The sequence below is a fragment of the Neisseria lactamica genome (genome assembly GCF_901482445.1).
GTDB classification, from domain to species: domain Bacteria; phylum Pseudomonadota; class Gammaproteobacteria; order Burkholderiales; family Neisseriaceae; genus Neisseria; species Neisseria lactamica.
In genome coordinates this window covers 1820913-1845672 of the sequence record NZ_LR590477.1, presented here as the reverse complement: position 1 = coordinate 1845672, position 24760 = coordinate 1820913, and the positions used below count along the sequence as shown (strand labels likewise).

At 51.8% G+C, this 24760-nt stretch carries 19 protein-coding genes, 2 tRNA genes, 2 rRNA genes and 2 pseudogenes; 12 read left to right on the top strand and 13 right to left on the bottom strand.

The window, feature by feature from the left end; genetic code table 11:
* Positions 1–30: 30 nt before the first annotated feature.
* From FGL10_RS09985 to FGL10_RS09960, 5 genes are all read right to left on the bottom strand, one after another.
* Positions 31–2922 (bottom strand): 23S ribosomal RNA (locus FGL10_RS09985).
* A 361-nt stretch (positions 2923–3283) separates the two neighbouring features.
* Positions 3284–3359 (bottom strand) — tRNA-Ala (locus FGL10_RS09980).
* Between the two features lie 5 nt (positions 3360–3364).
* Positions 3365–3441: transfer RNA gene (locus tag FGL10_RS09975), tRNA-Ile, on the bottom strand.
* Positions 3442–3541: 100 nt separating this feature from the next.
* Positions 3542–5082: ribosomal RNA gene (locus FGL10_RS09970) — 16S ribosomal RNA — on the bottom strand.
* The 16S and 23S rRNA genes sit together here with 2 tRNA genes alongside, the layout of an rRNA operon.
* A gap of 489 nt (positions 5083–5571) precedes the next feature.
* Positions 5572–6378, bottom strand: a complete 807-nt coding sequence (locus tag FGL10_RS09960) for a cytochrome C assembly family protein (protein WP_003708241.1) — start codon at positions 6376–6378, stop codon at positions 5572–5574.
* A gap of 219 nt (positions 6379–6597) precedes the next feature.
* On the opposite strand from FGL10_RS09960, the gene ffh reads away from it, so the two are divergent.
* From ffh to FGL10_RS09950, 3 genes are all read left to right on the top strand, one after another.
* Complete coding sequence (gene ffh / locus FGL10_RS09955) at positions 6598–7968, top strand: signal recognition particle protein (RefSeq protein WP_003708236.1); 1371 nt, start codon at positions 6598–6600, stop codon at positions 7966–7968.
* Positions 7969–7981: 13 nt separating this feature from the next.
* Positions 7982–8113: a hypothetical protein gene (locus FGL10_RS12840; RefSeq protein ID WP_003708234.1), complete on the top strand. Its 132-nt coding sequence runs from the start codon at positions 7982–7984 to the stop codon at positions 8111–8113.
* Positions 8114–8226: 113 nt separating this feature from the next.
* A complete protein-coding gene (locus FGL10_RS09950; RefSeq protein WP_003708232.1) occupies positions 8227–8682 on the top strand; it encodes a four-helix bundle copper-binding protein in 456 nt (151 codons plus the stop codon).
* Positions 8683–8736: 54 nt separating this feature from the next.
* Here the strand turns inward: FGL10_RS09950 and FGL10_RS09945 are convergent, their stop codons facing one another.
* Complete coding sequence (locus FGL10_RS09945) at positions 8737–9342, bottom strand: nitroreductase family protein (protein WP_036469434.1); 606 nt, start codon at positions 9340–9342, stop codon at positions 8737–8739.
* A 49-nt stretch (positions 9343–9391) separates the two neighbouring features.
* Positions 9392–9790, bottom strand: a complete 399-nt coding sequence (locus FGL10_RS09940) for a DoxX family protein (protein ID WP_036469432.1) — start codon at positions 9788–9790, stop codon at positions 9392–9394.
* Positions 9791–9897: 107 nt separating this feature from the next.
* On the opposite strand from FGL10_RS09940, the gene FGL10_RS09935 reads away from it, so the two are divergent.
* Together FGL10_RS09935 and FGL10_RS09930 are read left to right on the top strand one after the other, a co-directional pair.
* Entirely contained in the window at positions 9898–10809 is a 912-nt protein-coding gene (locus FGL10_RS09935; protein WP_003708227.1) for a LysR family transcriptional regulator, read from the top strand.
* Positions 10799–12088 carry an FAD-binding domain-containing protein gene (locus FGL10_RS09930; protein ID WP_003708226.1) on the top strand — a complete coding sequence of 430 codons (1290 nt, stop codon included), beginning with the start codon at positions 10799–10801 and terminating at the stop codon, positions 12086–12088. The genes FGL10_RS09935 and FGL10_RS09930 overlap by 11 nt, the downstream gene beginning before the upstream one ends.
* Before the next feature lie 59 nt (positions 12089–12147).
* Here FGL10_RS09930 and FGL10_RS09925 read toward each other — a convergent pair whose 3' ends face one another.
* The 3 genes from FGL10_RS09925 to FGL10_RS09915 form a co-directional block, all read right to left on the bottom strand.
* Positions 12148–12405 carry a hypothetical protein gene (locus tag FGL10_RS09925; RefSeq protein ID WP_138251454.1) on the bottom strand — a complete coding sequence of 86 codons (258 nt, stop codon included), beginning with the start codon at positions 12403–12405 and terminating at the stop codon, positions 12148–12150.
* Between the two features lie 73 nt (positions 12406–12478).
* A complete protein-coding gene (locus tag FGL10_RS09920; protein WP_013449606.1) occupies positions 12479–12790 on the bottom strand; it encodes a DUF2750 domain-containing protein in 312 nt (103 codons plus the stop codon).
* Positions 12791–13001: 211 nt separating this feature from the next.
* Positions 13002–13406 (bottom strand): helix-turn-helix domain-containing protein, encoded by a 405-nt coding sequence (locus tag FGL10_RS09915; RefSeq protein ID WP_003708222.1) that lies wholly within the window; start codon positions 13404–13406, stop codon positions 13002–13004.
* Positions 13407–13531: 125 nt separating this feature from the next.
* Here FGL10_RS09915 and FGL10_RS09910 point away from each other — a divergent pair, with 125 nt between their 5' ends.
* The 5 genes and pseudogenes from FGL10_RS09910 to dinG all read left to right on the top strand — a co-directional run bounded on the left by FGL10_RS09910 (position 13532) and on the right by dinG (position 17735).
* Positions 13532–14131 (top strand): hypothetical protein, encoded by a 600-nt coding sequence (locus tag FGL10_RS09910; RefSeq protein ID WP_003708220.1) that lies wholly within the window; start codon positions 13532–13534, stop codon positions 14129–14131.
* Between the two features lie 8 nt (positions 14132–14139).
* A complete protein-coding gene (locus FGL10_RS09905; protein WP_003708219.1) occupies positions 14140–14871 on the top strand; it encodes a hypothetical protein in 732 nt (243 codons plus the stop codon).
* A 134-nt stretch (positions 14872–15005) separates the two neighbouring features.
* Positions 15006–15176: pseudogene (locus FGL10_RS09900) on the top strand (IS5/IS1182 family transposase); the annotation flags it as partial.
* Positions 15177–15253: 77 nt separating this feature from the next.
* Positions 15254–15556 (top strand): hypothetical protein, encoded by a 303-nt coding sequence (locus FGL10_RS09895; protein WP_003708217.1) that lies wholly within the window; start codon positions 15254–15256, stop codon positions 15554–15556.
* Between the two features lie 28 nt (positions 15557–15584).
* Complete coding sequence (gene dinG / locus FGL10_RS09890) at positions 15585–17735, top strand: ATP-dependent DNA helicase DinG (RefSeq protein WP_003708215.1); 2151 nt, start codon at positions 15585–15587, stop codon at positions 17733–17735.
* 88 nt (positions 17736–17823) lie between these two features.
* On the opposite strand, the gene FGL10_RS09885 is transcribed toward dinG, so the two are convergent.
* Positions 17824–19320 carry a Sau3AI family type II restriction endonuclease gene (locus FGL10_RS09885; RefSeq protein ID WP_003708212.1) on the bottom strand — a complete coding sequence of 499 codons (1497 nt, stop codon included), beginning with the start codon at positions 19318–19320 and terminating at the stop codon, positions 17824–17826.
* A gap of 113 nt (positions 19321–19433) precedes the next feature.
* On the opposite strand from FGL10_RS09885, the gene FGL10_RS09880 reads away from it, so the two are divergent.
* Positions 19434–20693: a DNA cytosine methyltransferase gene (locus tag FGL10_RS09880; protein ID WP_002256347.1), complete on the top strand. Its 1260-nt coding sequence runs from the start codon at positions 19434–19436 to the stop codon at positions 20691–20693.
* Positions 20690–21303: pseudogene (locus FGL10_RS09875) on the top strand (tellurite resistance TerB family protein). The gene FGL10_RS09880 and the pseudogene FGL10_RS09875 overlap by 4 nt, the downstream one beginning before the upstream one ends.
* Before the next feature lie 104 nt (positions 21304–21407).
* On the opposite strand, the gene FGL10_RS09870 reads toward FGL10_RS09875, so the two are convergent.
* Together FGL10_RS09870 and purB are read right to left on the bottom strand one after the other, a co-directional pair.
* Positions 21408–23276, bottom strand: coding sequence for an acyltransferase family protein (locus tag FGL10_RS09870; protein WP_003708204.1), 1869 nt, complete (start codon positions 23274–23276; stop codon positions 21408–21410).
* A 79-nt stretch (positions 23277–23355) separates the two neighbouring features.
* A complete protein-coding gene (gene purB, locus FGL10_RS09865) occupies positions 23356–24726 on the bottom strand; it encodes an adenylosuccinate lyase (protein WP_003708201.1) in 1371 nt (456 codons plus the stop codon).
* Positions 24727–24760 lie beyond the last annotated feature (34 nt).

The window sequence follows — 24760 nt, the reverse complement described above, 5'->3', positions numbered from 1 at the left end:
GCTTTTATCCCTTGAAGTTCTTCAAATGATAGAGTCAAGCCTCACGAGCAATTAGTATAGGTCAGCTTCACGCGTTACCGCGCTTCCACACCCCACCTATCAACGTCCTAGTCTCGAACGACTCTTTAGTGCGGTTAAACCGCAAGGGAAGTCTCATCTTCAGGCGAGTTTCGCGCTTAGATGCTTTCAGCGCTTATCTCTTCCGAACTTAGCTACCCGGCTATGCCACTGGCGTGACAACCGGTACACCAGAGGTTCGTCCACTCCGGTCCTCTCGTACTAGGAGCAGCCCCCGTCAAACTTCCAACGCCCACTGCAGATAGGGACCAAACTGTCTCACGACGTTTTAAACCCAGCTCACGTACCACTTTAAATGGCGAACAGCCATACCCTTGGGACCGACTACAGCCCCAGGATGTGATGAGCCGACATCGAGGTGCCAAACTCCGCCGTCGATATGAACTCTTGGGCGGAATCAGCCTGTTATCCCCGGAGTACCTTTTATCCGTTGAGCGATGGCCCTTCCATACAGAACCACCGGATCACTATGTCCTGCTTTCGCACCTGCTCGACTTGTCGGTCTCGCAGTTAAGCTACCTTTTGCCATTGCACTATCAGTCCGATTTCCGACCGGACCTAGGTAACCTTCGAACTCCTCCGTTACTCTTTGGGAGGAGACCGCCCCAGTCAAACTGCCTACCATGCACGGTCCCCGACCCGGATGACGGGTCTGGGTTAGAACCTCAAAGACACCAGGGTGGTATTTCAAGGACGGCTCCGCAGAAACTGGCGTCTCTGCTTCCAAGCCTCCCACCTATCCTACACAAGTGACTTCAAAGTCCAATGCAAAGCTACAGTAAAGGTTCACGGGGTCTTTCCGTCTAGCAGCGGGTAGATTGCATCTTCACAACCACTTCAACTTCGCTGAGTCTCGGGAGGAGACAGTGTGGCCATCGTTACGCCATTCGTGCGGGTCGGAACTTACCCGACAAGGAATTTCGCTACCTTAGGACCGTTATAGTTACGGCCGCCGTTTACCGGGGCTTCGATCCGATGCTCTCACATCTTCAATTAACCTTCCGGCACCGGGCAGGCGTCACACCCTATACGTCCACTTTCGTGTTGGCAGAGTGCTGTGTTTTTAATAAACAGTCGCAGCCACCTATTCTCTGCGACCCTCCGGGGCTTACGGAGCAAGTCCTTAACCTTAGAGGGCATACCTTCTCCCGAAGTTACGGTATCAATTTGCCGAGTTCCTTCTCCCGAGTTCTCTCAAGCGCCTTAGAATTCTCATCCTGCCCACCTGTGTCGGTTTGCGGTACGGTTCGATTCAAACTGAAGCTTAGCGGCTTTTCCTGGAAGCGTGGTATCGGTTGCTTCGTGTCCGTAGACACTCGTCGTCACTTCTCGGTGTTAAGAAGACCCGGATTTGCCTAAGTCTTCCACCTACCGGCTTAAACAAGCTATTCCAACAGCTTGCCAACCTAACCTTCTCCGTCCCCACATCGCATTTGAATCAAGTACAGGAATATTAACCTGTTTCCCATCGACTACGCATTTCTGCCTCGCCTTAGGGGCCGACTCACCCTACGCCGATGAACGTTGCGTAGGAAACCTTGGGCTTTCGGCGAGCGGGCTTTTCACCCGCTTTATCGCTACTCATGTCAACATTCGCACTTCTGATACCTCCAGCACACTTTACAATGCGCCTTCATCGGCCTACAGAACGCTCCCCTACCATACGTGCAAGCACGTATCCGCGGCTTCGGTTATAGATTTGAGCCCCGTTACATCTTCCGCGCAGGACGACTCGACCAGTGAGCTATTACGCTTTCTTTAAATGATGGCTGCTTCTAAGCCAACATCCTGGCTGTCTGGGCCTTCCCACTTCGTTTACCACTTAATCTATCATTTGGGACCTTAGCCGGCGGTCTGGGTTGTTTCCCTCTTGACAACGGACGTTAGCACCCGCTGTCTGTCTCCCGAGGAACCACTTGATGGTATTCTGAGTTTGCCATGGGTTGGTAAGTTGCAATAACCCCCTAGCCATAACAGTGCTTTACCCCCATCAGTGTCTTGCTCGAGGCACTACCTAAATAGTTTTCGGGGAGAACCAGCTATCTCCGAGTTTGTTTAGCCTTTCACCCCTATCCACAGCTCATCCCCGCATTTTGCAACATGCGTGGGTTCGGTCCTCCAGTACCTGTTACGGCACCTTCAACCTGGCCATGGATAGATCACTCGGTTTCGGGTCTACACCCAGCAACTCATCGCCCTATTAAGACTCGGTTTCCCTACGCCTCCCCTATCCGGTTAAGCTCGCTACTGAATGTAAGTCGTTGACCCATTATACAAAAGGTACGCAGTCACACCACTAGGGCGCTCCCACTGTTTGTATGCATCAGGTTTCAGGTTCTGTTTCACTCCCCTCCCGGGGTTCTTTTCGCCTTTCCCTCACGGTACTGGTTCACTATCGGTCGATGATGAGTATTTAGCCTTGGAGGATGGTCCCCCCATATTCGGACAGGATTTCACGTGTCCCGCCCTACTTTTCGTACGCTTGGTACCACTATTGAGATTTCGAATACGGGACTGTCACCCGCTATGGTCAAGCTTCCCAGCTTGTTCTTCTATCTCGACAGTTATCACGTACAGGCTCCTCCGCGTTCGCTCGCCGCTACTTGCGGAATCTCGGTTGATTTCTTTTCCTCCGGGTACTTAGATGGTTCAGTTCTCCGGGTTCGCTTCTCTAAGTCTATGTATTCGACTTAGGATACTGCACAGAATGCAGTGGGTTTCCCCATTCGGACATCGCGGGATCATAGCCTTATTGCCGGCTTCCCCGCGCTTTTCGCAGGCTTACACGTCCTTCGTCGCCTATCATCGCCAAGGCATCCGCCTGATGCACTTATTCACTTGACTCTATCATTTCAAGAACTTCTTTGACTTCGTCTGTCTACCCGTTGACTAGGGAAACAGACTTGAAATTCCTACTCTGATAAAGCTTACTGCTTGTTGTGCCTTAATCCTGCCTTTTGTGTTTCAGGATTAAGTCGATACAATCATCACCCAAATTCTGTGTTTGTCTTCTTTTCCCTCTCGGGAGATTTTTATCCTTTGCAAAGGGTAAAAATCAAAACAAACTCATTGTCTTTGTTTGTTGATTTCGGCTTTCCAATTTGTTAAAGATCGATGCGTCGTTATTTTACTCCGCAAATCAAAATAAGTTGCTATAAAATATAAAAAAATAAAAGCAACAGGATTACTTTGATTTGCAAAGTTTTGGTGGAGGCAAACGGGATCGAACCGATGACCCCCTGCTTGCAAAGCAGGTGCTCTACCAACTGAGCTATGCCCCCGTTATTGGTGGGTCTGGGAGGACTTGAACCTCCGACCCCACGCTTATCAAGCGTGTGCTCTAACCAGCTGAGCTACAAACCCGGATTCTCTTCTCAAGCGAACCTTGCCTTCACTCAAGCTTCTTCCGCATCTTTTCAGTTTACCGATAAGTGTGAATGCCTAAAGCCCCTTCTTTCTCTAGAAAGGAGGTGATCCAGCCGCAGGTTCCCCTACGGCTACCTTGTTACGACTTCACCCCAGTCATGAAGCATACCGTGGCAAGCGGCCTCCTTGCGGTTAGCCTACCTGCTTCTGGTATCCCCCACTCCCATGGTGTGACGGGCGGTGTGTACAAGACCCGGGAACGTATTCACCGCAGTATGCTGACCTGCGATTACTAGCGATTCCGACTTCATGCACTCGAGTTGCAGAGTGCAATCCGGACTACGATCGGTTTTGTGAGATTGGCTCCGCCTCGCGGCTTGGCTACCCTCTGTACCGACCATTGTATGACGTGTGAAGCCCCGGTCATAAGGGCCATGAGGACTTGACGTCATCCCCACCTTCCTCCGGCTTGTCACCGGCAGTCTCATTAGAGTGCCCAACTGAATGATGGCAACTAATGACAAGGGTTGCGCTCGTTGCGGGACTTAACCCAACATCTCACGACACGAGCTGACGACAGCCATGCAGCACCTGTGTTACGGCTCCCGAAGGCACTCCCCCGTCTCCGGAGGATTCCGTACATGTCAAAACCGGGTAAGGTTCTTCGCGTTGCATCGAATTAATCCACATCATCCACCGCTTGTGCGGGTCCCCGTCAATTCCTTTGAGTTTTAATCTTGCGACCGTACTCCCCAGGCGGTCGATTTCACGCGTTAGCTTCGCTACCAAGCAGTCAGGCTGCCCAACAGCTAATCGACATCGTTTAGGGCGTGGACTACCAGGGTATCTAATCCTGTTTGCTACCCACGCTTTCGGGCATGAACGTCAGTGTTATCCCAGGAGGCTGCCTTCGCCATCGGTATTCCTCCACATCTCTACGCATTTCACTGCTACACGTGGAATTCTACCTCCCTCTGACACACTCTAGCCACCCAGTTCAGAACGCAATTCCCGGGTTGAGCCCGGGGATTTCACATCCTGCTTAAGTAACCGTCTGCGCCCGCTTTACGCCCAGTAATTCCGATTAACGCTCGCACCCTACGTATTACCGCGGCTGCTGGCACGTAGTTAGCCGGTGCTTATTCTTCGGGTACCGTCATCAGCCGAGGGTATTAACCCCGACCTTTTCTTCCCCGACAAAAGTCCTTTACAACCCGAAGGCCTTCTTCAGACACGCGGCATGGCTGGATCAGGCTTGCGCCCATTGTCCAAAATTCCCCACTGCTGCCTCCCGTAGGAGTCTGGGCCGTGTCTCAGTCCCAGTGTGGCGGATCGTCCTCTCAGACCCGCTACTGATCGTCGCCTTGGTGGGCCTTTACCCCGCCAACCAGCTAATCAGATATCGGCCGCTCGGATAGCGCAAGGCCCGAAGGTCCCCTGCTTTCTTCCTCAGAAAATATGCGGTATTAGCTGATCTTTCGATCAGTTATCCCCCACTGCCCGGTACGTTCCGATATGTTACTCACCCGTTCGCCACTCGCCGGCAGTAGTGCAAGCACTACCCCGCTGCCGTCCGACTTGCATGTGTAAAGCATGCCGCCAGCGTTCAATCTGAGCCAGGATCAAACTCTTATGTTCAATCTCTAACTTTTTTAACTTCTGGTCTGCTTCAAAGAAACCGACAGGACAATGTTCAAAACATTATCTTGTCTGTCTTTCAAACAGTGTGAGGCCCAAGGCACTCACACTTATCGGTAATCTGTTTTGTTAAAGAGCGTTTGAAACTGTCGGTATGTACGGCCGATGCGTCAAACATCCTGCAAACCGTGATATACTTGTCCGTTTCGTTCCGCCGCTTCGTCGGCAGCGAAGAACCGAACTATACGCCCGAAGACGGAGGCGGTCAACACTTTCAGCGGGATTTTTTGGGGAAATTCGTCATATCCCTGTCGGATAAGGGTTTTTATTTTTAAACTTTCATCCGAACTGTCCTGCAAAAACGGGAAACGCCTGCCTGTCGCTGCAATCTTGTCCTGCTCCGGTCAGGCTGTGCTTGAATCCCCTGTGCGCCGCCTTGCAAGTGCGCCGGCGGGGGCAGACGGCATTTTGACTTTTTATCTCTGCAAATTATCTCTGCAAAATGATTTCCAATACAAACTTGCTTCCCATATAGGCAATCATAAGGCTGACAAATCCGATGATGGTCCACACGGCGGCTTTTTTGCCGCGCCATGCGGTCATGCTGTGCTTGAGCAGCAGTCCGCCGTAAATCAGCCATGACAATATGCCGAATACGGTTTTATGGGTAAAGGTCATGGGTTTGCCGAATACGGCTTCGGCAAAAAATGTTCCGCTGACGACGGAATAGGTCAGCAGGATGAAACCTGCCCACATGGCCTGGAACATGAGTTTTTCCAAACTGAGCAGCGACGGCAGGAATCCTGCGAGCTTGGAGAAGCTCCTGCGGTGCAGGCTCCGATTCAGCAGCAGGGTCAAAACGGACAATAATGTTGCGATGCCGAACAGCCCGTATGCGAGCAGCGAAGTTCCGATATGCAGCATAAAGGGAAGGTCGGTAATTTCATATCCCGAGAATTTTCCCGGGAAAACCAAACCTGACAGCAGCATCAGTGCGGCGCAAGGATACAGCAGCAACTGCACTCCGCGCAGCGAATAGAAGAAGCTGCCGGCAAAATAAATAAACAGCATCATCCAGACAATTAGGCTGCCGGAATACCCGAAGCCCATAATGATGATTTTGTCTTGAATGACCGGCATAAGCAGTGCCGCGCCGTGGACGGTCAATGCCGCGCCCAAAACCGGCAATTCCGTCTTCCACGGGTAATCCCGGCCGCGCCCCTGCTGTTGGCAGTGCCATGCAAATGCACCCAATCCCGCGTAAACCGCCGTCAAAAAGATGAAAACTGTCGGCATGGTGGACTTTCTCTATCTATACTGTTGCGCCGTATGCGGCCGCTTATGAAATATTGGAACTTTTAACGTTGGAATTGTAAAATCCCCGTTTCGGGCAAGCCTTGGCGGATTTGCCGATATGCCGTCCGGCACACAAGCCGCATCAAATTATTTTGATTTTATTTTAACAAAGAATGCCCCTGATGGGGCAAGCTATTCTTATTCAGACCAAGGACCAGTATGTTAGACAATTTAACCGGCCGCTTCAGCAATGTCTTCAAAAACATCCGGGGGCAGGCCAAGCTGACCGAAGACAATATTAAAGAAGCCTTGCGCGAAGTCCGCCTCGCCCTGCTTGAGGCGGATGTCGCCCTGCCTGTCGTCAAAGAGTTCGTCAACAACGTCAAAGAAAAGGCACTCGGTCAGGAAGTGGCGGACAGCCTGACGCCGGATCAGGCATTTATCGGCGTGGTAAACAAAGCCCTGACCGAACTGATGGGCAAGGAAAACAAAACGCTGGATTTGTCGGTTGCACCGCCCGCCGTCGTGTTGATGGCGGGTTTGCAGGGCGCGGGCAAGACGACGACCGTCGGCAAACTCGCCCGCCTGTTGAAAAACGATCAGAAGAAAAAGGTTTTGGTCGTATCTGCCGACGTTTACCGCCCTGCCGCGATTGAACAACTGCGTCTGTTGGCCGAACAGGTCGGCGTGGATTTTTTCCCGTCCGATACCAACCAAAAACCGGTTGAGATTGCAACTGCCGCCGTCGATTACGCCAAAAAACATTTTTACGATGTCTTAATGGTCGATACCGCCGGCCGTTTGGCAATCGATGAAGAGATGATGAACGAAATCAAAGCGCTTCACGCGGCGGTCAACCCGGTTGAAACTTTGTTCGTCATCGATGCGATGCTGGGTCAGGATGCGGTAAACACTGCCCAAGCATTTAATGAAGCCCTGCCGCTGACCGGCATCGTGTTGACCAAGATGGACGGCGACTCGCGCGGCGGTGCGGCATTGTCCGTACGCCACGTAACCGGCAAACCGATTAAATTTATCGGTGTCGGCGAGAAAATCAACGGCCTCGAGCCTTTCCACCCCGACCGTATCGCCGGCCGCATTTTGGGTATGGGCGACGTATTGACCCTGATTGAAGACGTTCAAAAAGGCATAGACGAAGAAGCCGCCGCCAAAATGGCGAAAAAGCTGCAAAAAGGCAAAGGCTTCGACCTCAACGACTTTAAAGAACAAATCCAGCAGATGCGCAATATGGGCGGCTTGGAAAACCTAATGTCGAAAATGCCGGGCGAACTGGGCCAAATATCGAAACAAATCCCCGAAGGCACGGCAGAAAAAGCGATGGGCAAAGTAGAAGCCATCATCAACTCGATGACTCCAAAAGAACGCGCCAACCCTGCCCTGCTCAAAGCCGGCCGCAAACGCCGTATTGCCGCCGGCGCAGGGACGACGGTTCAAGAAGTCAACAAATTGCTCAAACAGTTTGAACAAATGCAGCAGATGATGAAGATGTTCAGCGGGAAAGGCTTGGGCAACCTGATGCGTATGGCGAAGGGGATGAGGGGGATGAAAGGGATGTTCCCGGGTTTGTAAGGTTTGAAAACGGATGCCGTCTGAAACGATTTTCAGACGGCATCTTGTCTGCTACCATATCCGCGCACCATCTTGCATCATCTTGAAACGGGGCGGCGCGCCTTTTCTTAACTTTCCGAACAGCCGAACCTGCCTGCCCGTGTGACAATCCCGCACCGGCAAAATCAGCCGGTTGTTCAAAAAAGCCCCACGGTCGGGGCAGTATGCGGGGGAGTGCCTTGTGCCTGCCCCACTTTCTTAAACCATAAAGGAAACATTATGAACCGTCGTCAATTTTTGGGCAGCGCCGCTGCCGTCTCCCTGGCTTCCGCCGCCTCTTTCGCGCGTGCACACGGACACGCCGACCACCACCATCATCACGATATGCAGCCTGCCGCCGCATCCGCCTACACCGCCGTCCGCCAAACTGCCGCACACTGTCTGGATGCCGGACAGGTTTGCCTGACACACTGCCTGTCCCTGCTTACCCAGGGCGATACGTCTATGTCCGACTGCGCGGTTGCCGTGCGCCAGATGCTTGCCTTATGCGGCGCGGTGCACGACCTTGCCGCACAAAATTCCCCTCTGACACGCGACGCGGCAAAAGTATGCCTCGATGCGTGCAAACAATGTGCCAAAGCCTGTAAAGAACACGCCGCCCACCATATGGAATGCAAAGCCTGTTACGAGTCCTGCCTCGACTGTATCAAAGAATGCGAAAAACTCGCCGCCTGATACTGAAAAATGCCGTCTGAACAGGGTTCAGACGGCATTTTTTTGACCGCGAAATTATGCGCCGAACACTTTCAAACGTTCTGCAACGGGTTGGAACGTTTTTTCTCCGGCAGGCGCACCGATTCCCCCGACGACCATTTGCGCGCGCAACAGCCAGTTTTCGGGGATATTCCACGCTTCGGCAATCGCCGCATCGGGCAACGGATTATAGTGTTGCAGGTTTGCACCTGCGCCGGCGGCGGCAAGCGTCGTCCAGACGGCATACTGTACCATCGCGTTCGCCTGGTCCGCCCAAACGGGAAAGTTGGCGGCATAAGCAGGGAACTGCTCCTGCAAACCTTTGACAACATTTTGATCTTCATAAAACAAAATAGTTGCCGCACCCGCCTTAAACAGCTTCAATTTTTGCGCGGTCGGTTCAAAACTGTCGGCAGGCACGACGGCACGCAGCGCGTCTTCGACAAATTGCCACACTTTGTCGTGCTCTTCGCCAAACAGCACGACTACACGGGCAGATTGGGAATTGAACGAAGAAGGTGTGTGCAAAACGGCGTGTTCGACGATTTGGACGATTTCATCTTTGCCGACGGGCAGGTTTTTATTTAGCGAATAAACGGAACGGCGGCTTTCCGCAGCCTGTTGCAGAGATTGGCGGCTCATTTCTTTTCCTTCCAAAAACATTCGTAAAATACGCTTCAGACGGCACGGTTCAGGCTTTACGCTTGAAAAACAGCCTGTCCAGCGACCACGCGCCGCCGCCCGCTGCCGCGATATAGAGGAATACGAAGCAGAACAGCACCGCGGACTCGCCGCCGTTGGCAATCGGGAACAAAGCATTGCCGGAAGCGTGCGCCATAAAATAGGCAACCGCCATCTGGCCGGACAAAACAAACGCGGCAGGGCGCGTAAACAAGCCCAACACCAGCAAAATGCCGCCGACGACTTCCAAAATACCGGCAAGCAGCATCAACCCTTCGGGCGAACCGCTGCCCATTTCAATGGGGAAGGCGAAGAATTTTGACGTACCGTGCAACAAAAATAGGTAGGCGGTTACGATACGCAAAACAGAAAGCAGAACAGGTTGGATACGGTTGCAGCAATTGGACATAAAAGCTCCTTCGATATTTGTCTTCATTTCAGACGGCAGAGTATAGATGTTTCCCCTTTTCAAATATATACTGCTTTTATTGATACAACTTTTCCACACAAGAAAATATGGACACCCTGTTCAGCCTCAAAGTTTTCCGCCAAGTCGTCCAAAGCGGCGGCTTCACCCGCGCCGCCGACGCGCTCGGCATCTCCACCGCAATGGCAAGCAAACACGTCAGCCACTTGGAAAACACCGTCCAAGCCAAACTCCTGCACCGCAACAGCCGCAACCTCAGCCTGACCGAAGCCGGGGAAGAATACTACCGGCAATGCAGTTACGCGCTCGACACGCTCGACGATGCCGCCCAAAAAGCCGCCGGAGGGACGGAAAAACCGCAGGGGCTGCTGCGCGTAACGATGCCGCTGTGGTTTGCCGGCAGCCTGATATGCAACTGGCTGGCAGAATACCGCGAACGTTATCCCGAAGTAACATTAGAACTGATTTTGGACAACCGCCACGTCGATTTGATTGCCGAAGGCGTGGATTTGGCGTTGCGCGTTTCCCAAACCCTTTCCCCTTCGCTGATTGCGCGCCCGCTGGCGGAAATCGAATTTGCCCTGCTTGCCTCGCCCGATTTCCTGAGGCGCAACGGCGTACCGGAAACGCCGGAAGAAGTGGCGGGGCTGCCCGCCGTCCTGCCGACCTACACCAACCAGCAGAAACTCGACATCACCCGCAAATCGGACGGCAAAAAATACCGGCTTGAGCTGACCCCCGTCATCCGTACCGACAATACGCTGATGATGCGCGAAATGATTAAGGCGGGCGCGTGCATCGGTTATCAGCCGTTTTGGGCGGTGGAACACGATTTGCGTTGCGGCTCGCTGGTGAGGCTGCTGCCCGAATACGCCACCCCGACCGTCCGACTGAACGCCGTTTATGCGGACAGGGCGTTTTTGAGTGCGAAAGTCCGCAGCTTCATCGATTTCCTGAACGAAAAAATCGCCAGCAGGAAAGGCAGCCGAAATGCCGTCTGAAACCGCCGCCACTGTTGCACACGCTATGTATACGCTCGTCTGGTTCCGGCAAAACCTCCGTATCCGCGACAACGCCGCCTTATGCGCCGCCGTTGCCGAAGGTTCGCCCATTATCGGCATTTGGATTGACGATGCCGAAACAGGCAACCCTCGCCGCACCGCGTTCTACCGCCAATCCGCCGCCGAACTCGCCCAAGTGCTCGCAGGGCGCGGCATCCCGCTCTACACGGCGGCATCGCCTGCCGGGCTTGTCCGGCTCGCCGTCCGCCTCAATATCCGCACCGTCATCGCCGACGCATCCCATACTTTTGCCGACAAACTCGCCGACAACGCCCTTTGGCACGAATTGGACAAACACGGCATCGCGTTAACCTTCGTCAACGACCGTTCCGTTTTCGACAACACCGACCTGATACCCGACAACGGTACGGCACACACCGATTTCAACCGCTACCGCGAAGTATGGCTCGACCGCTTTTCCAAGCACCCCCCCGCCGATTCGGACCTATTCGCGGCATACCGCCAACCCTTCCCCGAAAACCTGCCCGCCCCGCAGCCTGCCGCGTTTTCAGACGGCATCTTCCTGCCGCAAAACGGCGGCGAAACGGCGGCTTGGCGGCAGTGGCGGCGGTTTCTCGAACAGGCGGATTCCTACTCCGTCTTAAAGGATTTCCCCTCGCGCAAAAACACTTCGCTGATGGGCGCGTATTTGAGTGCCGGCTGCATCTCGCCGCGCCTGCTCGCGCGGGAAAGCCTCGAACGCCGTCTGAACGCGTGGGCGGACAACATCATCCGCCGAGATTTTTTCCTTCAACTTGCCCTGCAACACGCGGACGATGCTCCTTCAGACGGCAATCCGGAACACACCCTGCGCCTGACGCTTTGGCAGCAGGGCCGGACCGGCATTCCGATTATCGATGCCGCGATGCGCTGTTTGCACAAAACCGGCAGCCTCCACCCCGCCCTGAAACGCTTGAGCGCGGATTTTTTCTGCCACGTTTTAAACCTCCCCCGCCGCGAAGGCGAAATATGGTTTGCCCGGCAGCTGACCGATTTCGATGCGGCAATCAACCAAGGCAACTGGCGGCTTGCCGCCTCACGGCACACCTGCCCCGACATTGCCGCCGCCTCATACCGTACCGACCCGGACGGTACTTTTATCAAACGGCACATTCCCGAACTCGCCCACCTGTCCGCCGACACCGTCCACACGCCTTGGCGGTTTGCCTGTTCGGTCGATACCCACGGCTATCCCGCCCGCCCCGTCGCCGGCGTATAAGCGCGGCAATGCCGTCTGAAGCCCGTTTCCCGCTTCAGACGGCATTGTGTCCGAATGACTCAATATCTTCCGTTTTTCTCACTTTCAATAATCAGATACGTCCAAAACCGCCACCCAAGCCGACACCGTTCCCATCGCCAGCAAAAAATAGAAATCGATGACGAAGGACAAGTCAGCGACACCAGCGCGGCAAACGCCGTGACCATGCCGATAGCAAAGAGTTTTTCCAACAGCTTTTCCAAAGGCTTCGCCCACCGCACCGACACGGCAGGTCGTGCGGCGCGGGCTTGGCGGTTTTTCGTTTTGCGTTTGTTCACGGGCTGTCTCCGCTGTTTGAGGCCGTCTGAAAACCTTGGGATATGGTTTTCAGACGGCCTTTTGCTGTTTGCCTTACAGATACGGCAAATCAAACGCTTCGCCGTAGCTTTCGGCCAGAATGGTGTTGATGCGGGCGGCAAATTCAACGGCGGGCATCACGACGCTGTCAGGACGGGCGGCCACGGGGAAAACGCTGATGCCGTATCCCTCTTCCGCCAGCCACGGAACGCTGTCCTGCAAAAATTCTTCCAACTCGAATTCCCACACCGATTCGCCCTCGGATTTCACCATTTCGGCAAATTCCTGCTCCGGCCACACGGGCAGGAAAGTTGCCCCACCATCGTCCACCCAGAAACGGCATTCGCCTTCGTCGTCGGCCAACACATACAGCGTTTCCGCCTCGGCGATGTTTTTCAGTGCGTGCAGGCAGCGTTTGTCGGCGGCGGGTTGAGGATGTTGTCTATGGCCTGTTGCGGGTAGCTCATGGTTTTCCTTTAAACGGTTTTACGCGTCAATGTTCTGCGCGATCAGGGCGTTGTTTTCGATGAAGGCGCGGCGGGGTTCGACTTCGTCGCCCATCAAAACCGCCGGTTTCCTATCCGCGACCGATTGTTCTAATCAGTTCGTTCAAACTGTCAAGCTGCTGCTTTTGCCAAGTAATCAGTTTTTCTTTTTCCATCAATATGGCTTGCAAATAGCAGTTTTGCTGCTTCAGCTTTTCGATTTCGATCACATACTGCTCCTGCGATGCGTAATAGTTGGCGGAGTTGGTGCGGTTTTCCATATTCAGAAACACCAGATTTTTCTCAACCGTGAGCAGATCCACCACGTCCATGCCCAACACATCGGCGATTTTTTCCAGCTTGTCCATCTGCAAACCCACCTCCCCGCGCTCGATTTTGGCATAGCCGTTTACCGACATCTGAAGCTGCTCGGCCATGTTTTCCTGCGAGAAGTTTTTCAGCTCCCGGATTTTGCGGATTTTTTCGTGAACTTTCATCAATAACCTTCCTTCTGCGTGGGGCTAAGCAATATTGGTGGTGGGTGTTATGTAAATTGTTGTGAGTTTAACATAATACGCTTTGTACCTATATAGAAGATTTTTGCTTACAGGAGTTTATTTAAATGAATAAACTATTGCTTTTCTGCATGATTCCAGTGCTGGCTGCTTGTCAATCGGTACAGCCTTATGTTGATGCTTATCTGAATGACCTTAACCAAAAACTGCAACAGAATATTGAAGGGTTGCAGACTGAATCTGCTTCAAACACTGAGCCGAAAAACACTGAGCCGGAGATTGTAAAAGATGAAGCGAATGCTTTGCCAGAAAAGGTATCTCACAAAAAATCAGGTGGTTCGGCTGAGCTTAATCCGTCGGATATTGCGAAACTGATAGCCGACAACCGGCTGCCTAAAGCCAAAAGTATGTGGAAACTGCTTCCTGAGTGCCGCAAGCAATTTAGCTTGCAATATTCTCTTTTGGAGAAAGATGGTAGACCTGAGAGAAAAAATATATTAATGAATTGGTTATTGATTGCAGACGAACTACACAGGAGCAAACAAAATAACGGGTTGATAGATACATTTACAGCACAAAAATTGGAGAACGTTTGCAAGAAGACAAATGTTACTTTGGTTGACACGGCTGCAAAGCAATTTGGATTAAATCTAAGTCAGATAAGGAAAATGCAGAATCGTTCTGAGTTTATTGACGTTAAATTTTAGGAGTAAACATGGATATCAAACAAAACTATGACTGGCTGCGCGACTTTCACGGCTGCGACGGCGGCGACATCGGATCGCCCGAGAAACCGTCTGTGTGGGTATGCGGCATCGAATGGGGCGGCGGGCACACCGTTGAAAACCTGCGGCAGATTGCGGCAGAGCCGTACACGGGCGACACGGAGTTCGGTTATGGAGACTGGCAGGAATGCGTTGCCTATCCTTACAACATCAGCGTCTGCAAACTGTTGTGCGCCTTAAACGGCGGGCAGGTAGAGAATTACCGCCGCTTTGCCGAAGAAGTGCAGCCGTTTGTACACAAAGCGGATTCGGGCTATTTCAAAATGAACCTGTATCCGATTGCGTTTAAAAACACTGATGCCAGCCTTTGGCAGCAGGAGTTTTCCGAGATTACGGGTTTTGCCGACAAGCAGGAATACGTCAATTTCTGCAACAAATACCGCTTTGCCCAAATGAACCAATGGGCGGAACAATACCGCCCGCGCCTGATTATCGGATTCGGCACATCTTACGATAAGGAGTTTAACGTTGCGTTTTCAGACGGCCTTTCAGGTTTTCGTCAGGAAGAAATCGTCGGAAAAAAATTAAAATGGAAGCGCAATCAAAACGACACATTGCTGGCAGTATTGCCGTTCCCGAGCGGTTCTCACGGTTTGAACAGTAACGAATCTTTGCAGAAATTCGGCGAAAGACTGGCGGAGTTGCTGGTCGGCAGGGAGTAAAACAGCATTTAATAGTTGGGGCAGGTTTCACAGCAAGCATAGTTTGGGTTGCCAAAACCAACAGATAGCATGAGACCTTTGCAAAATTCCCCAAAATCCCCCAAATTCCCACCAAGACATTTAGGGGATTTCTCATGAGCACCTTCTTCCGGCAAACCGCCCAAGCCATGATTGCCAAACACATCGACCGCTTCCCACTATTGAAGTTGGATCAAGTGATTGATTGGCAGCCGATCGAACAATACCTGAATCGTCAAAAGACCCGTTACCTTCGAGATCACCGTGGCCGTCCCGCCCATCCTGTCGCCGGTATTCCCTAAGCGGCACGGCAACCTAAAACAAATGCCGTCTGAACTTCCGTTTCAGACGGCATTGTGTCCGAATGACTCAATATCTTCCGTTTTTTTCACTTTCAATAATCAGGTATGCCCAAATCACCGCCACCCAAGCCGACACCGTTCCCATCGCCAGCAAAAAATGCTGCCAATCCGTCATCGGCGGTACAGGGCAACGGCCACATTCGATTTCCGCGCCGCCCAACAACCGGTACAGCAGCATATCCGCAATCCAAAGCAACAACGGGTATTTCAAACGCTGCAACCAAAAAACCAACCACGTCCGCACGATTCACCTCACCCCCATTCCGACAACGATATTGTACCGCTTCCGTGCAATGTTAAAATAAGCCCACTTCTACCGCCGTACAAAACGCTATGCTCACCGATTTAGAAAAAAACGCCATCCGCGACCATTACCAAAATATCGGCAAAAACCTGCCCGGTTTCCGTCCGCGTGCTTCGCAGCGGGAAATGATTGCGGCGGTTGCCAACGCTTTTTCGCGGACGTTGGCGCGTGAAGAAGGCGGCGAGCCGCCCAAGCGCGAGGGCGAGAGCATCGCCGTAATCGAAGGGCCGACCGGCGTGGGCAAATCGTTGGCCTATCTTTTGGCGGGCGGCATCATGGCGCAAACGCGCGGCAAGTGGCTGATTGTGAGCAGCGCAACGGTTGCCTTGCAGGAGCAGTTGGTTGACCGCGACCTGCCGTTTCTGGTCGAAAAAAGCGGTTTGGAGCTGAGCTTCGCGCTTGCCAAAGGGCGCGGCCGCTATCTCTGCCCCTACAAACTCTACCAACTGACGCAAAACAACGCCCAGCAAAACCTGCTTGGTTTTGAAGCGCCGGAAGTATTGTGGGACAGCAAACCCAAGCCCGAAGAATTGAAGCTGCTGCGCGACATTGCCGACGAATTTTCTGCCCGACGGTTCAATGGCGACCGCGACGCCTGGCCGGAAAAAATCGACGACGCGGTTTGGCTCAAAGTGACCAACGACCGCCACGGCTGCCTTAAAGCCGCCTGTCCCAACCGCGCCGAATGCCCGTTTTACCTGGCACGCGATGTCTTGGAAACCGTCGATGTCGTCGTTGCCAACCACGACCTTCTGCTTGCCGACATCAGTATGGGCGGCGGCGTGATTCTGCCCGCGCCCGAAAACAGTTTCTATTGCATAGACGAAGCGCACCACCTGCCCAAAAAAGCCCTCAGCCGTTTTGCCGCCGAACATTCATGGAATATTGCCGTTTGGACGCTGGAAAAACTGCCGCAGCTGACCGGCAAAATTGCCGCGCTTACCGATAAAGCCGAACTTGCCAACCTTGCCGACGAAGCCGCCGCATCCTTGCTCGACAGCCTGCACGAATGGCAGTTCCATTTGGCGGAAGAGCCGTCTTTAAGTCTGGGGTCGTCTGAAAACGACAGACGAACCAACAGCGAACCGACTTGGCTGTGGGAAGACGGCAAAATCCCCGAAGGCCTCGAAACCACCGTTTCCAATACGGCCGTTGCCGCGCGCAGCCTGCTCAAACACGTTATCGGGCTGAACGATGCGCTTTCCGCCGCGCGCCGCGAAAAAGAACAGGACGGCGCGCTCCTCGACCGCCTGACCGGCGATTTCGGCATCTTCATCGCCCGTATCGAACAAATCAGCGCGGTTTGGGATTTGCTCTCTACCGTTCCCATTGAGGGCGAAGAGCCGTTGGCAAAATGGATAACCCGCCGCGCCGACGACAAAAACGACTACATTTTCAACGCCAGCCCCATCAGCAGCGCGTCCCACCTTGCCAACAGCCTGTGGCGGCGGGCGGCAGGCGCGGTGTTGACCTCCGCCACCCTGCAATCCTTGGGCAACTTTAACCTGATGCTGCGCCAAACCGGGCTGCAATGGCTGCCCGAAACCACCACCCTCGCTCTCAAAAGCCCCTTTGACTTTGAAAAACAGGGCGAACTCTACATCCCTCCCATATACGCCAGCCCCAAAGACCCCGAAGCCCACACCGCCGCCGTCATCGAATGGCTGCCCAAGCTTATTTCACCCACCGAAGCCATCGGCACGCTCGTCCTGTTTTCCTCGCGCAAACAAATGCAGGATGTCGCCCTGCGCCTGCCCGGAGACTACCTGCCGCTCTTGCTCGTACAAGGCGAATTACCCAAAGCCGTCCTCCTGCAAAAACACCACCGGGCCATAGAAGAAGGCAAAGCCAGCATCATCTTCGGACTCGACAGCTTTGCCGAAGGACTCGACCTGCCCGGCGCCGCCTGCGTGCAAGTCATCATCGCCAAGCTGCCGTTTGCGATGCCCGACAACCCCATCGAAAAAACCCAAAACCGCTGGATAGAACAGCGCGGCGGCAACCCCTTCATCGAAATCACCGTTCCCGAAGCCGGCATCAAACTCATCCAGGCCGTCGGCCGCCTCATCCGCACCGAGCAAGACTACGGCCGTGTAACCATCCTCGACAACCGCATCAAAACGCAACGCTACGGGCAGCAATTATTGGCCGGCCTGCCGCCGTTTAAAAGGATAGGGTAAAAAAATGCCGTCTGAACACATCTTCAGACGGCATTCCCGGCAGATACGGCACGCCGAACTCGTTGCCATGACAGGCTCTACTCTTACACTAATCCCACTTGCCTTCCAAAACTTCTTTCAAGAATTTCTTGGTCATCCAAAATGAGTGTTTGGTAATTCTCAGTCCATTCGGTAATTCATCCGTATCAGATAATTTTCCTTTACCGACAAATTTTCCTTTTTCAATCTCATAGTAAGAATTGCTGGCATGGATTTTGGTAAAAATTACTTGATTTACCCGACTTTGTGGAAAATTGGTAGAAACACGGTTATTTTGGAAGGTGAGCTTCACACTATTTTTGATAATATTCCTCGTTTCCTGCCAAACTCGTTGCAATTCTTCTATTTGACTATCGGGAAATCCCCAAAATTTCATGGAATCCAATACAAATAATTTAGGCTCAATTTCCTTAAACACGACAAATAAAAATTGCTTGCTGAAAATTTCCAAATAAGGTTGAGAATCCTCCCAATTGTCATTTTCAGACAATTCTTTAAATTGATAGGTTTTGAATGGCGAATCTTCTTTGGGCAACCCTTCTTTATCCACCCGAATTACCCGCAAATTCATATTTGCCTTCTGAAATTCCTGTGTTTTTTCAATATCACCCGTCAAGCCTAATATTTTTCGGATCAATATGCTGTTTTTCCCTTTAGCTTTCGGATTGACTTTAAATAATTTATAAAGCTCGCTCTCTGAACACCCTTTGTAAACAGAGATTCTTTCCTCGATTATTTTCGTAAAAGATTTTTCCTTACCTCGAGAGGTTTCCGTTATACTTTCGTCCTCCTGCCCTCCCTGGTTGAAAATTCTATTTCGGATAAGATTGGTCATGTAGCTAGCTTTCAATTCCCAAGCTCGCTGTTTCGCTAGTTCGTTACCAAACGGCTGTTTCCGAAAATCCTTTCCGTGCCCCTCCCCTTTGGTACAAGTTGATAAATATTTACCATCAGATTCAGATAACTGATGGGCGTTTCCATCCTTAATCTTTTTCGTAATCTTTTGATAATCTTCAAGAATGACAGCCATATCTTCTTCAAACCATTCGTACAGGAAGATTTTTTCGATACTGTAATCTTCCATAGTTTGTCCAGAAATCAGACCGTTATAAAACAGTAAAAGAAGGTTTTGGCACTTTTGCCAAAGATGGGTTTTGTAGAAATCATCCAAATTTTCTGTTTCATAATTCAAGATATTTAATACCAAGCGCTCCTTTGCACTGATTGTGCCATTTTTATTTATCTTAAAAGGAGTAACTTTCAACTCCACGCCTATTTTTTCAAAATCTGGTGTCGAATCGTTATTGGGCAGATAGCCGAAAAAGTATTTTTCAATGTAATTTCCGTACTGACCTTTAGACCTCATACTAATGGGTTTATCATCCATTGTTGAAACTGTCTTATTCACATAATCTTGATACGTTTTGTACGGAGATTTCCTATATTCTTCCATCAGCTCGGAAAACTTCCGATTAAGCAGCCGTTCGGAATACTCCAAAACGCTTTCAACTTTACTGTCGTCATAATCAAATAAGTCCTTGCTCATTTATTCCCCCGTTCTCTGTTGCGGCATAAAGCCTGTCCTAAATACTTTCAACTTGATCGATTTTTCGAAATGGTATATAGTCTTGGAAGAATAAAAAATCAAGGCAGAAAAAAATGAAAGTTCTTGAATTATTTGCCGGTGTCGGTGGTTTTCGAATCGGACTCGAAAATGCGAACAAAGACTTGTTTGAAACAAAATGGGCAAACCAATGGGAACCTTCCCGAAAATCTCAAGATGCTTTTGAGGTTTACGATTACCATTTCCCAAACAGCGAAAACATCAACATCAGCATCGCAGACATTACAAATGAAAAATTTTCCGAAATGGATGCCGATATGATTGTCGGAGGCTTTCCATGCCAAGACTATTCTGTTGCCCGCAGTAAAAAAAACGAGCAAGGAATCGAGGGGAAAAAAGGAGTTCTCTTTTGGGAAATCATCCGTGCCACCCGCATCATTCGCCCCAAATACCTCATTCTTGAAAATGTTGACCGATTGCTAAAAGCACCGTCTAAACAGCGGGGACGTGATTTTGCCATCATGCTGGCAGCCTTTGCCAATTTAGGCTACTCCGTTGAATGGCGGGTTATCAACGCAGCCGAATACGGACGCAGCCAACGCCGTCGCCGCGTTTTCTTTTTCGTTTACCGCAACGATACGGATTTTGCCAAGCAAATTGATAAGCAATGCGAGAATAAAGCCCCCGTCTTTGAAAAAAACAAGTACGATGACTACCTTTTTCATACTGGTCTGTTTGCAACACAATTTCCAGTCAAACCTGCACCTCTAAAGAACCGTCAGGTTTACCACGAACTAGCTGAAGATATTGTCGATGTATCGGACAACTTTACTGGAACGGTTTGGAATACCGGCATCATGCGCCATGGAAAATACTATTCTGTCGACACTGAACCAGATTACGACGGCAAACCGATTACGCTGAGGGAAATCTTGCAAAATGAAGAGGATGTCCCAAAGAAATATTTCCTGACAGATTCTACAACACTAGAAAAATTCCAATACCTGCGAGGATCAAAAAAAATCGAGCGGATTTCTGCCGACGGTCATACCTATATCTACTCCGAAGGCGGTATGTCGCCTTATGACGACCTGAATCTTCCTGCGCGTACCATGTTGACCTCTGAAGGATCTGTCAACCGCTCCACCCACCTTCTAAAAGTGCATGACAAATATCGTCTTCTCACACCTATCGAAGCGGAGAGGCTGCAAGATTTTCCAGACAACTGGACAGCAAAGAAAAAACTAGCAGATGGCTCTATTGCCGATGTCTCGGACAAAATGCGTATGTTCTTTATGGGGAATGCCCTAGTAACCGAAATTGTTAGAAAAATTGGAGAGTTTATCAAATCATGAACTTCACCCGACTGCTCAACCAAGTCTTAAGCACGGTTCAAAAAAAGGCAACACATTCTCCGACAGCCCGCTCAATTCATTCGGCGGAGGCGCGCCGGTTGCCGGTGCCGCCTCCATGCTGCTGAACGGTAAAAACCGCAAAACCATCACCAAAATCGGTTCGACCGCCGCTTTGGGCTACCTCGCCTACCGGGGCTATCAGATGTGGCAGCAAAACAAAGGGCGGGCAACCGTAACACAAAGCGATTTCCAACCTGCCGGAGAAACTGAAGAAACATACAGCCGCACCGTATTGCGCACCATGATAGCCGCCGCCGCTTCAGACGGCATGATAGACGAAGCCGAACGCCGGACTATCGGACAGGAAAGCGGCACAGACCCCGAAACCGCCGCATGGCTCGCCGCCGAATACCGCCTTCCCGCAAGCATCGAAGACATCGCCGCCTCCGTCGGTAACGATGAGGCGCTGGCGGCGGAGGCCTATCTGGCGGCAAGACTGGTATGTGCCGATTTGTCGCGGAAAGAAACCGTCTTCCTCTCCCGCCTGTCGCAGGCTTTGGAACTGGATGACAATCTGGTGGAAAACTTGGAAAGGCAATTGGGGTTTTGATTCAAAATTCCCTCCCGCAGGGGAGGGAAAATAAAAACCGCCGCCGCCACGAAGGGCAAACGGCGGCATAGGCTGCCAAAGGCAATATCCGACAAGAAGGCAGGCTACTGCAATGCGCCGCCGTGGGAAGATTTAAGCAGGCGTTCGTGTTTGTGGAATTCCCGCCCCATATAATAAGAACCGAAATAGGTCAGGTGGTCTTGGTCGCCGTAAAGATAGCGTCCGTGTATTTCGACCGTGTTTTTGGGCAGGTATTTTTGTGCGTCCACCCAATGCACATTGGGGATATCTTTAACCAAATCAAAAACCGCCTGATTGCTCTTGCCGATGTCGCCCATAGCCTGAATGGGGCGGAGATATTGGTTTGCGGCAAATCTTTTCAATTTTTCCTCCCTCAGGGGCGAACGGCTGATTGATGTGTTGTTTGCAAAAACATAGACGGGTTTGACGGCGGCTATCCTTTTGACGGTTTCCCTGAATCGGGCTTGGAACCCGGGTATTAGGAAGGATTGCGCTTCAAATCTCGGCACGGGCTGGCCGCCCATCCTCAAATCATAGAATTGGGCAATGAAAACGGCTTCGGCTTTTTCAACTTCATCCCGGTATTTTCGACATAACGGGTTGTCTGCCAGCTTCTCATCTACCCAAACCAAACACTCCGAATCGAGGGACAGGATTTTGGCTTTCCACCCTTCCCGGCTGCCGACATAATCCAGAAACCCCCGCAGGTGTCCGGCGTGCGAGTCGCCGAGGGTCAGGACGGTTTCCGGAAAATGATTTTCCGCAGCAAGGGGCGCGCCGGGCAACGGGCGGAGGTGTTCCTGTTTCAATATCCCCCTTGCGTACAGGTTGTAACCGACAAGTATCAGGGACGGGGCGAGATAGAGGCAGAAAAATGCCTTTTTGAAGGTCATCTTCCGTTTTCTAAGCGGCTGTTCAATCAAATAATAACTCAACAGGGAAAATCCGGCCGTCAACGCGGCAACCGCCGATACGGCAGGCAGTCCGAGCTGTTTGTCGCCTGTAATGTAATGGGCGAAGGCAATAAAAATCCAATGGTACAGGTATAGGGAATAAGAGATTTTGCCGACAAATACGATGGGGCTTGCCGACAGGATGCGGGTCGGAAGTGTCCCGTATTGCATACTCCGGATAAGCAGTGCCGTCAGCAGGCAGGGAAGGAGCAGGGTCATTCCCGGGATAAACGGATTGTGTTTGTCAATCACGAACAGGCAGGCAAGCAATGCGCCGAAGCAGAGTGATGAAAGCAACTGCCGTTTTCCGTTTGCTGTTTGCCGTCTGCCGTTTTGCGTTTGCCCGTAAACCGCCAGCAGCGAACCTGCCAACAGCTCGGGAAACCTCAGTGTCGAAAGGTAATAAGTATTGGGTTGGTTGAGAATATCGGTATAAAACCCGCTTGGCAAAAACGATGAGGCAGTCAAAATCAGAAACAGGATGATGCTGATGTTACGCAGCACCCGTAGCGATTTGGTTTTTTTGCAGCAGAATATCAGCAAAAGGGGATACAGGAGGTAATACTGTTCCTCTACCGCCAAAGACCAAATATGCAGTACGGGGTTCTCGTTGGCACTCAAATCGAAATACCCCTGCTGAAACCCCAAATAAATATTGGACAAGAAAACCGCAGAAAGCTCCACGGTTTTCCGCATTTGGTTGAAATCTTCGTAAAGGAAGATTTGAGAGGCAATCACCGAAGCCAGCGACACGGCCGCAATAAAGGCAGGGTAAATCCGCTTAATCCTGCGGGTATAAAAACCCCGGAAAGAAAAAGAACCGTTCTGTATTTCAGAAAGAATGATGCCGGTAATGAGGAATCCCGAGATGACAAAGAAAATGTCCACCCCCAAGAATCCTCCGGGCAGCCAGCGGTTATTCAGGTGGAAAATAATGACGGATAGCACGGCAACGGCCCGCAATCCGTCAATTTCAGGCCTGTATCGGACAGCTTGCATAAATATCGCCCCTGTATATCCGGTATTTTAAAAATGCCGTCTGAACGCGCGTTCAGACGGCATCGGTTTCAATAAACGCTCAAATCCGTTTCGCCAACGCTTCAGCCTTGCCCACATACAGCGCGGGGGTCAGCTCAAGCAATTTTGCTTTGGCTTCGGTAGGGATTTCCAGCGATCCGATGAAGACTTTCAGCACTTCGGGCGTGATGCCGCCTTTGCCGCGCGTCAGGTCTTTCAGTTTTTCGTAAGGATTGGCGACACCGTAACGGCGCATCACGGTTTGAATCGGCTCGGCGAGCAGCTCCCAAGTGGCATCCAAATCGGCGGCAAGGGCGGCAGGGTTGGGTTCGAGCTTGTTCAGACCGCGCAGGTGGGCGGCGAAGCCCAACACGGCATAGCCCACGCCCACGCCCATATTGCGTAAGACGGTGCTGTCGGTCAAATCGCGCTGCCAGCGTGAGACGGGTAGTTTTTCCGCCAAAAAACCCAATACGGCGTTGGCCATACCGAGGTTGCCTTCGGAGTTTTCAAAGTCGATGGGGTTGACTTTGTGCGGCATCGTGGAAGAACCGACTTCACCTGCTTTGACTTTTTGTTTGAAGTAACCCAATGAAATATAACCCCAAACATCGCGGTTGAAGTCGATGAGAATCGTGTTGATGCGGCTGAGGGTTTGGAAAAACTCCGCCATATAGTCGTGCGGCTCGATTTGGATGGTGTAGGGGTTGAAGGTCAGACCGAGGCTGATTTCGACAAAGTTGCGGCAGTGGGTTTCCCAATCCACATCGGGATAAGCAACCATATGGGCGTTGTAGTTGCCGACCGCGCCGTTGATTTTGCCGAGGAACTCTTGCGCTTGCAGGTTTTTAAACTGGCGTTGCAGGCGGTACACGATATTGGCGGTTTCTTTGCCCAAAGTGGTCGGCGTGGCGGGCTGGCCATGCGTGCGGCTCATCATCGGGACGGCGGCAAGGTCGTGCGCCATAGCGGTGAGTTTGCCGATGATTTCGGCAAGTTTGGGCAGGATGACGGTTTCGCGCGCTTCCTGCAGCATCAGGGCGTGGGACAGGTTGTTGATGTCTTCGCTGGTGCAGGCGAAGTGGATGAACTCGCCCACGGCGGCGACTTCGGGCACTTCGGCAAAACGTTTTTTCAACCAATATTCGATGGCTTTGACATCGTGATTGGTGGTCGCTTCGATGGTTTTGACGGCGGCAGCGTCTTCCAATGAAAAGTTTTCAATCACTGTGTCGATTTCGGCAAGCGTTTCGGCACTGAAGGGCGGCACTTCGGCAATCTTCGGCTCGGCGGCGAGGGCTTTGAGCCAGTTTAATTCGACTTTGACGCGCGCCTTCATCAGGCCGTACTCTGAAAAAATCGGGCGCAATGCTTCAACGGATTGGGCATAACGGCCGTCTAGGGGGGAAAGCGAGGCGATGGGGTTGATCATATCGGCATCCTGTTCGGAAAAGACATCAAAATTT

Coding starts and splice junctions, on each gene's coding strand:
- FGL10_RS09870 (WP_003708204.1), bottom strand. CDS start 23,276: ATGCAAGCTGTCCGATACAGGCCTGAAATTGACGGATTGCGGGCCGTT.
- FGL10_RS09945 (WP_036469434.1), bottom strand. CDS start 9,342: ATGAGCCGCCAATCTCTGCAACAGGCTGCGGAAAGCCGCCGTTCCGTT.
- FGL10_RS09885 (WP_003708212.1), bottom strand. CDS start 19,320: ATGAGCAAGGACTTATTTGATTATGACGACAGTAAAGTTGAAAGCGTT.
- FGL10_RS09895 (WP_003708217.1), top strand. CDS start 15,254: ATGACTCAATATCTTCCGTTTTTTTCACTTTCAATAATCAGGTATGCC.
- FGL10_RS09940 (WP_036469432.1), bottom strand. CDS start 9,790: ATGTCCAATTGCTGCAACCGTATCCAACCTGTTCTGCTTTCTGTTTTG.
- purB (WP_003708201.1), bottom strand. CDS start 24,726: ATGATCAACCCCATCGCCTCGCTTTCCCCCCTAGACGGCCGTTATGCC.
- FGL10_RS12840 (WP_003708234.1), top strand. CDS start 7,982: ATGCCGTCTGAAACGATTTTCAGACGGCATCTTGTCTGCTACCATATC.
- FGL10_RS09930 (WP_003708226.1), top strand. CDS start 10,799: ATGCCGTCTGAAACCGCCGCCACTGTTGCACACGCTATGTATACGCTC.
- FGL10_RS09950 (WP_003708232.1), top strand. CDS start 8,227: ATGAACCGTCGTCAATTTTTGGGCAGCGCCGCTGCCGTCTCCCTGGCT.
- FGL10_RS09915 (WP_003708222.1), bottom strand. CDS start 13,406: ATGAAAGTTCACGAAAAAATCCGCAAAATCCGGGAGCTGAAAAACTTC.
- FGL10_RS09880 (WP_002256347.1), top strand. CDS start 19,434: ATGAAAGTTCTTGAATTATTTGCCGGTGTCGGTGGTTTTCGAATCGGA.
- ffh (WP_003708236.1), top strand. CDS start 6,598: ATGTTAGACAATTTAACCGGCCGCTTCAGCAATGTCTTCAAAAACATC.
- FGL10_RS09960 (WP_003708241.1), bottom strand. CDS start 6,378: ATGCCGACAGTTTTCATCTTTTTGACGGCGGTTTACGCGGGATTGGGT.
- dinG (WP_003708215.1), top strand. CDS start 15,585: ATGCTCACCGATTTAGAAAAAAACGCCATCCGCGACCATTACCAAAAT.
- FGL10_RS09905 (WP_003708219.1), top strand. CDS start 14,140: ATGGATATCAAACAAAACTATGACTGGCTGCGCGACTTTCACGGCTGC.
- FGL10_RS09935 (WP_003708227.1), top strand. CDS start 9,898: ATGGACACCCTGTTCAGCCTCAAAGTTTTCCGCCAAGTCGTCCAAAGC.
- FGL10_RS09910 (WP_003708220.1), top strand. CDS start 13,532: ATGAATAAACTATTGCTTTTCTGCATGATTCCAGTGCTGGCTGCTTGT.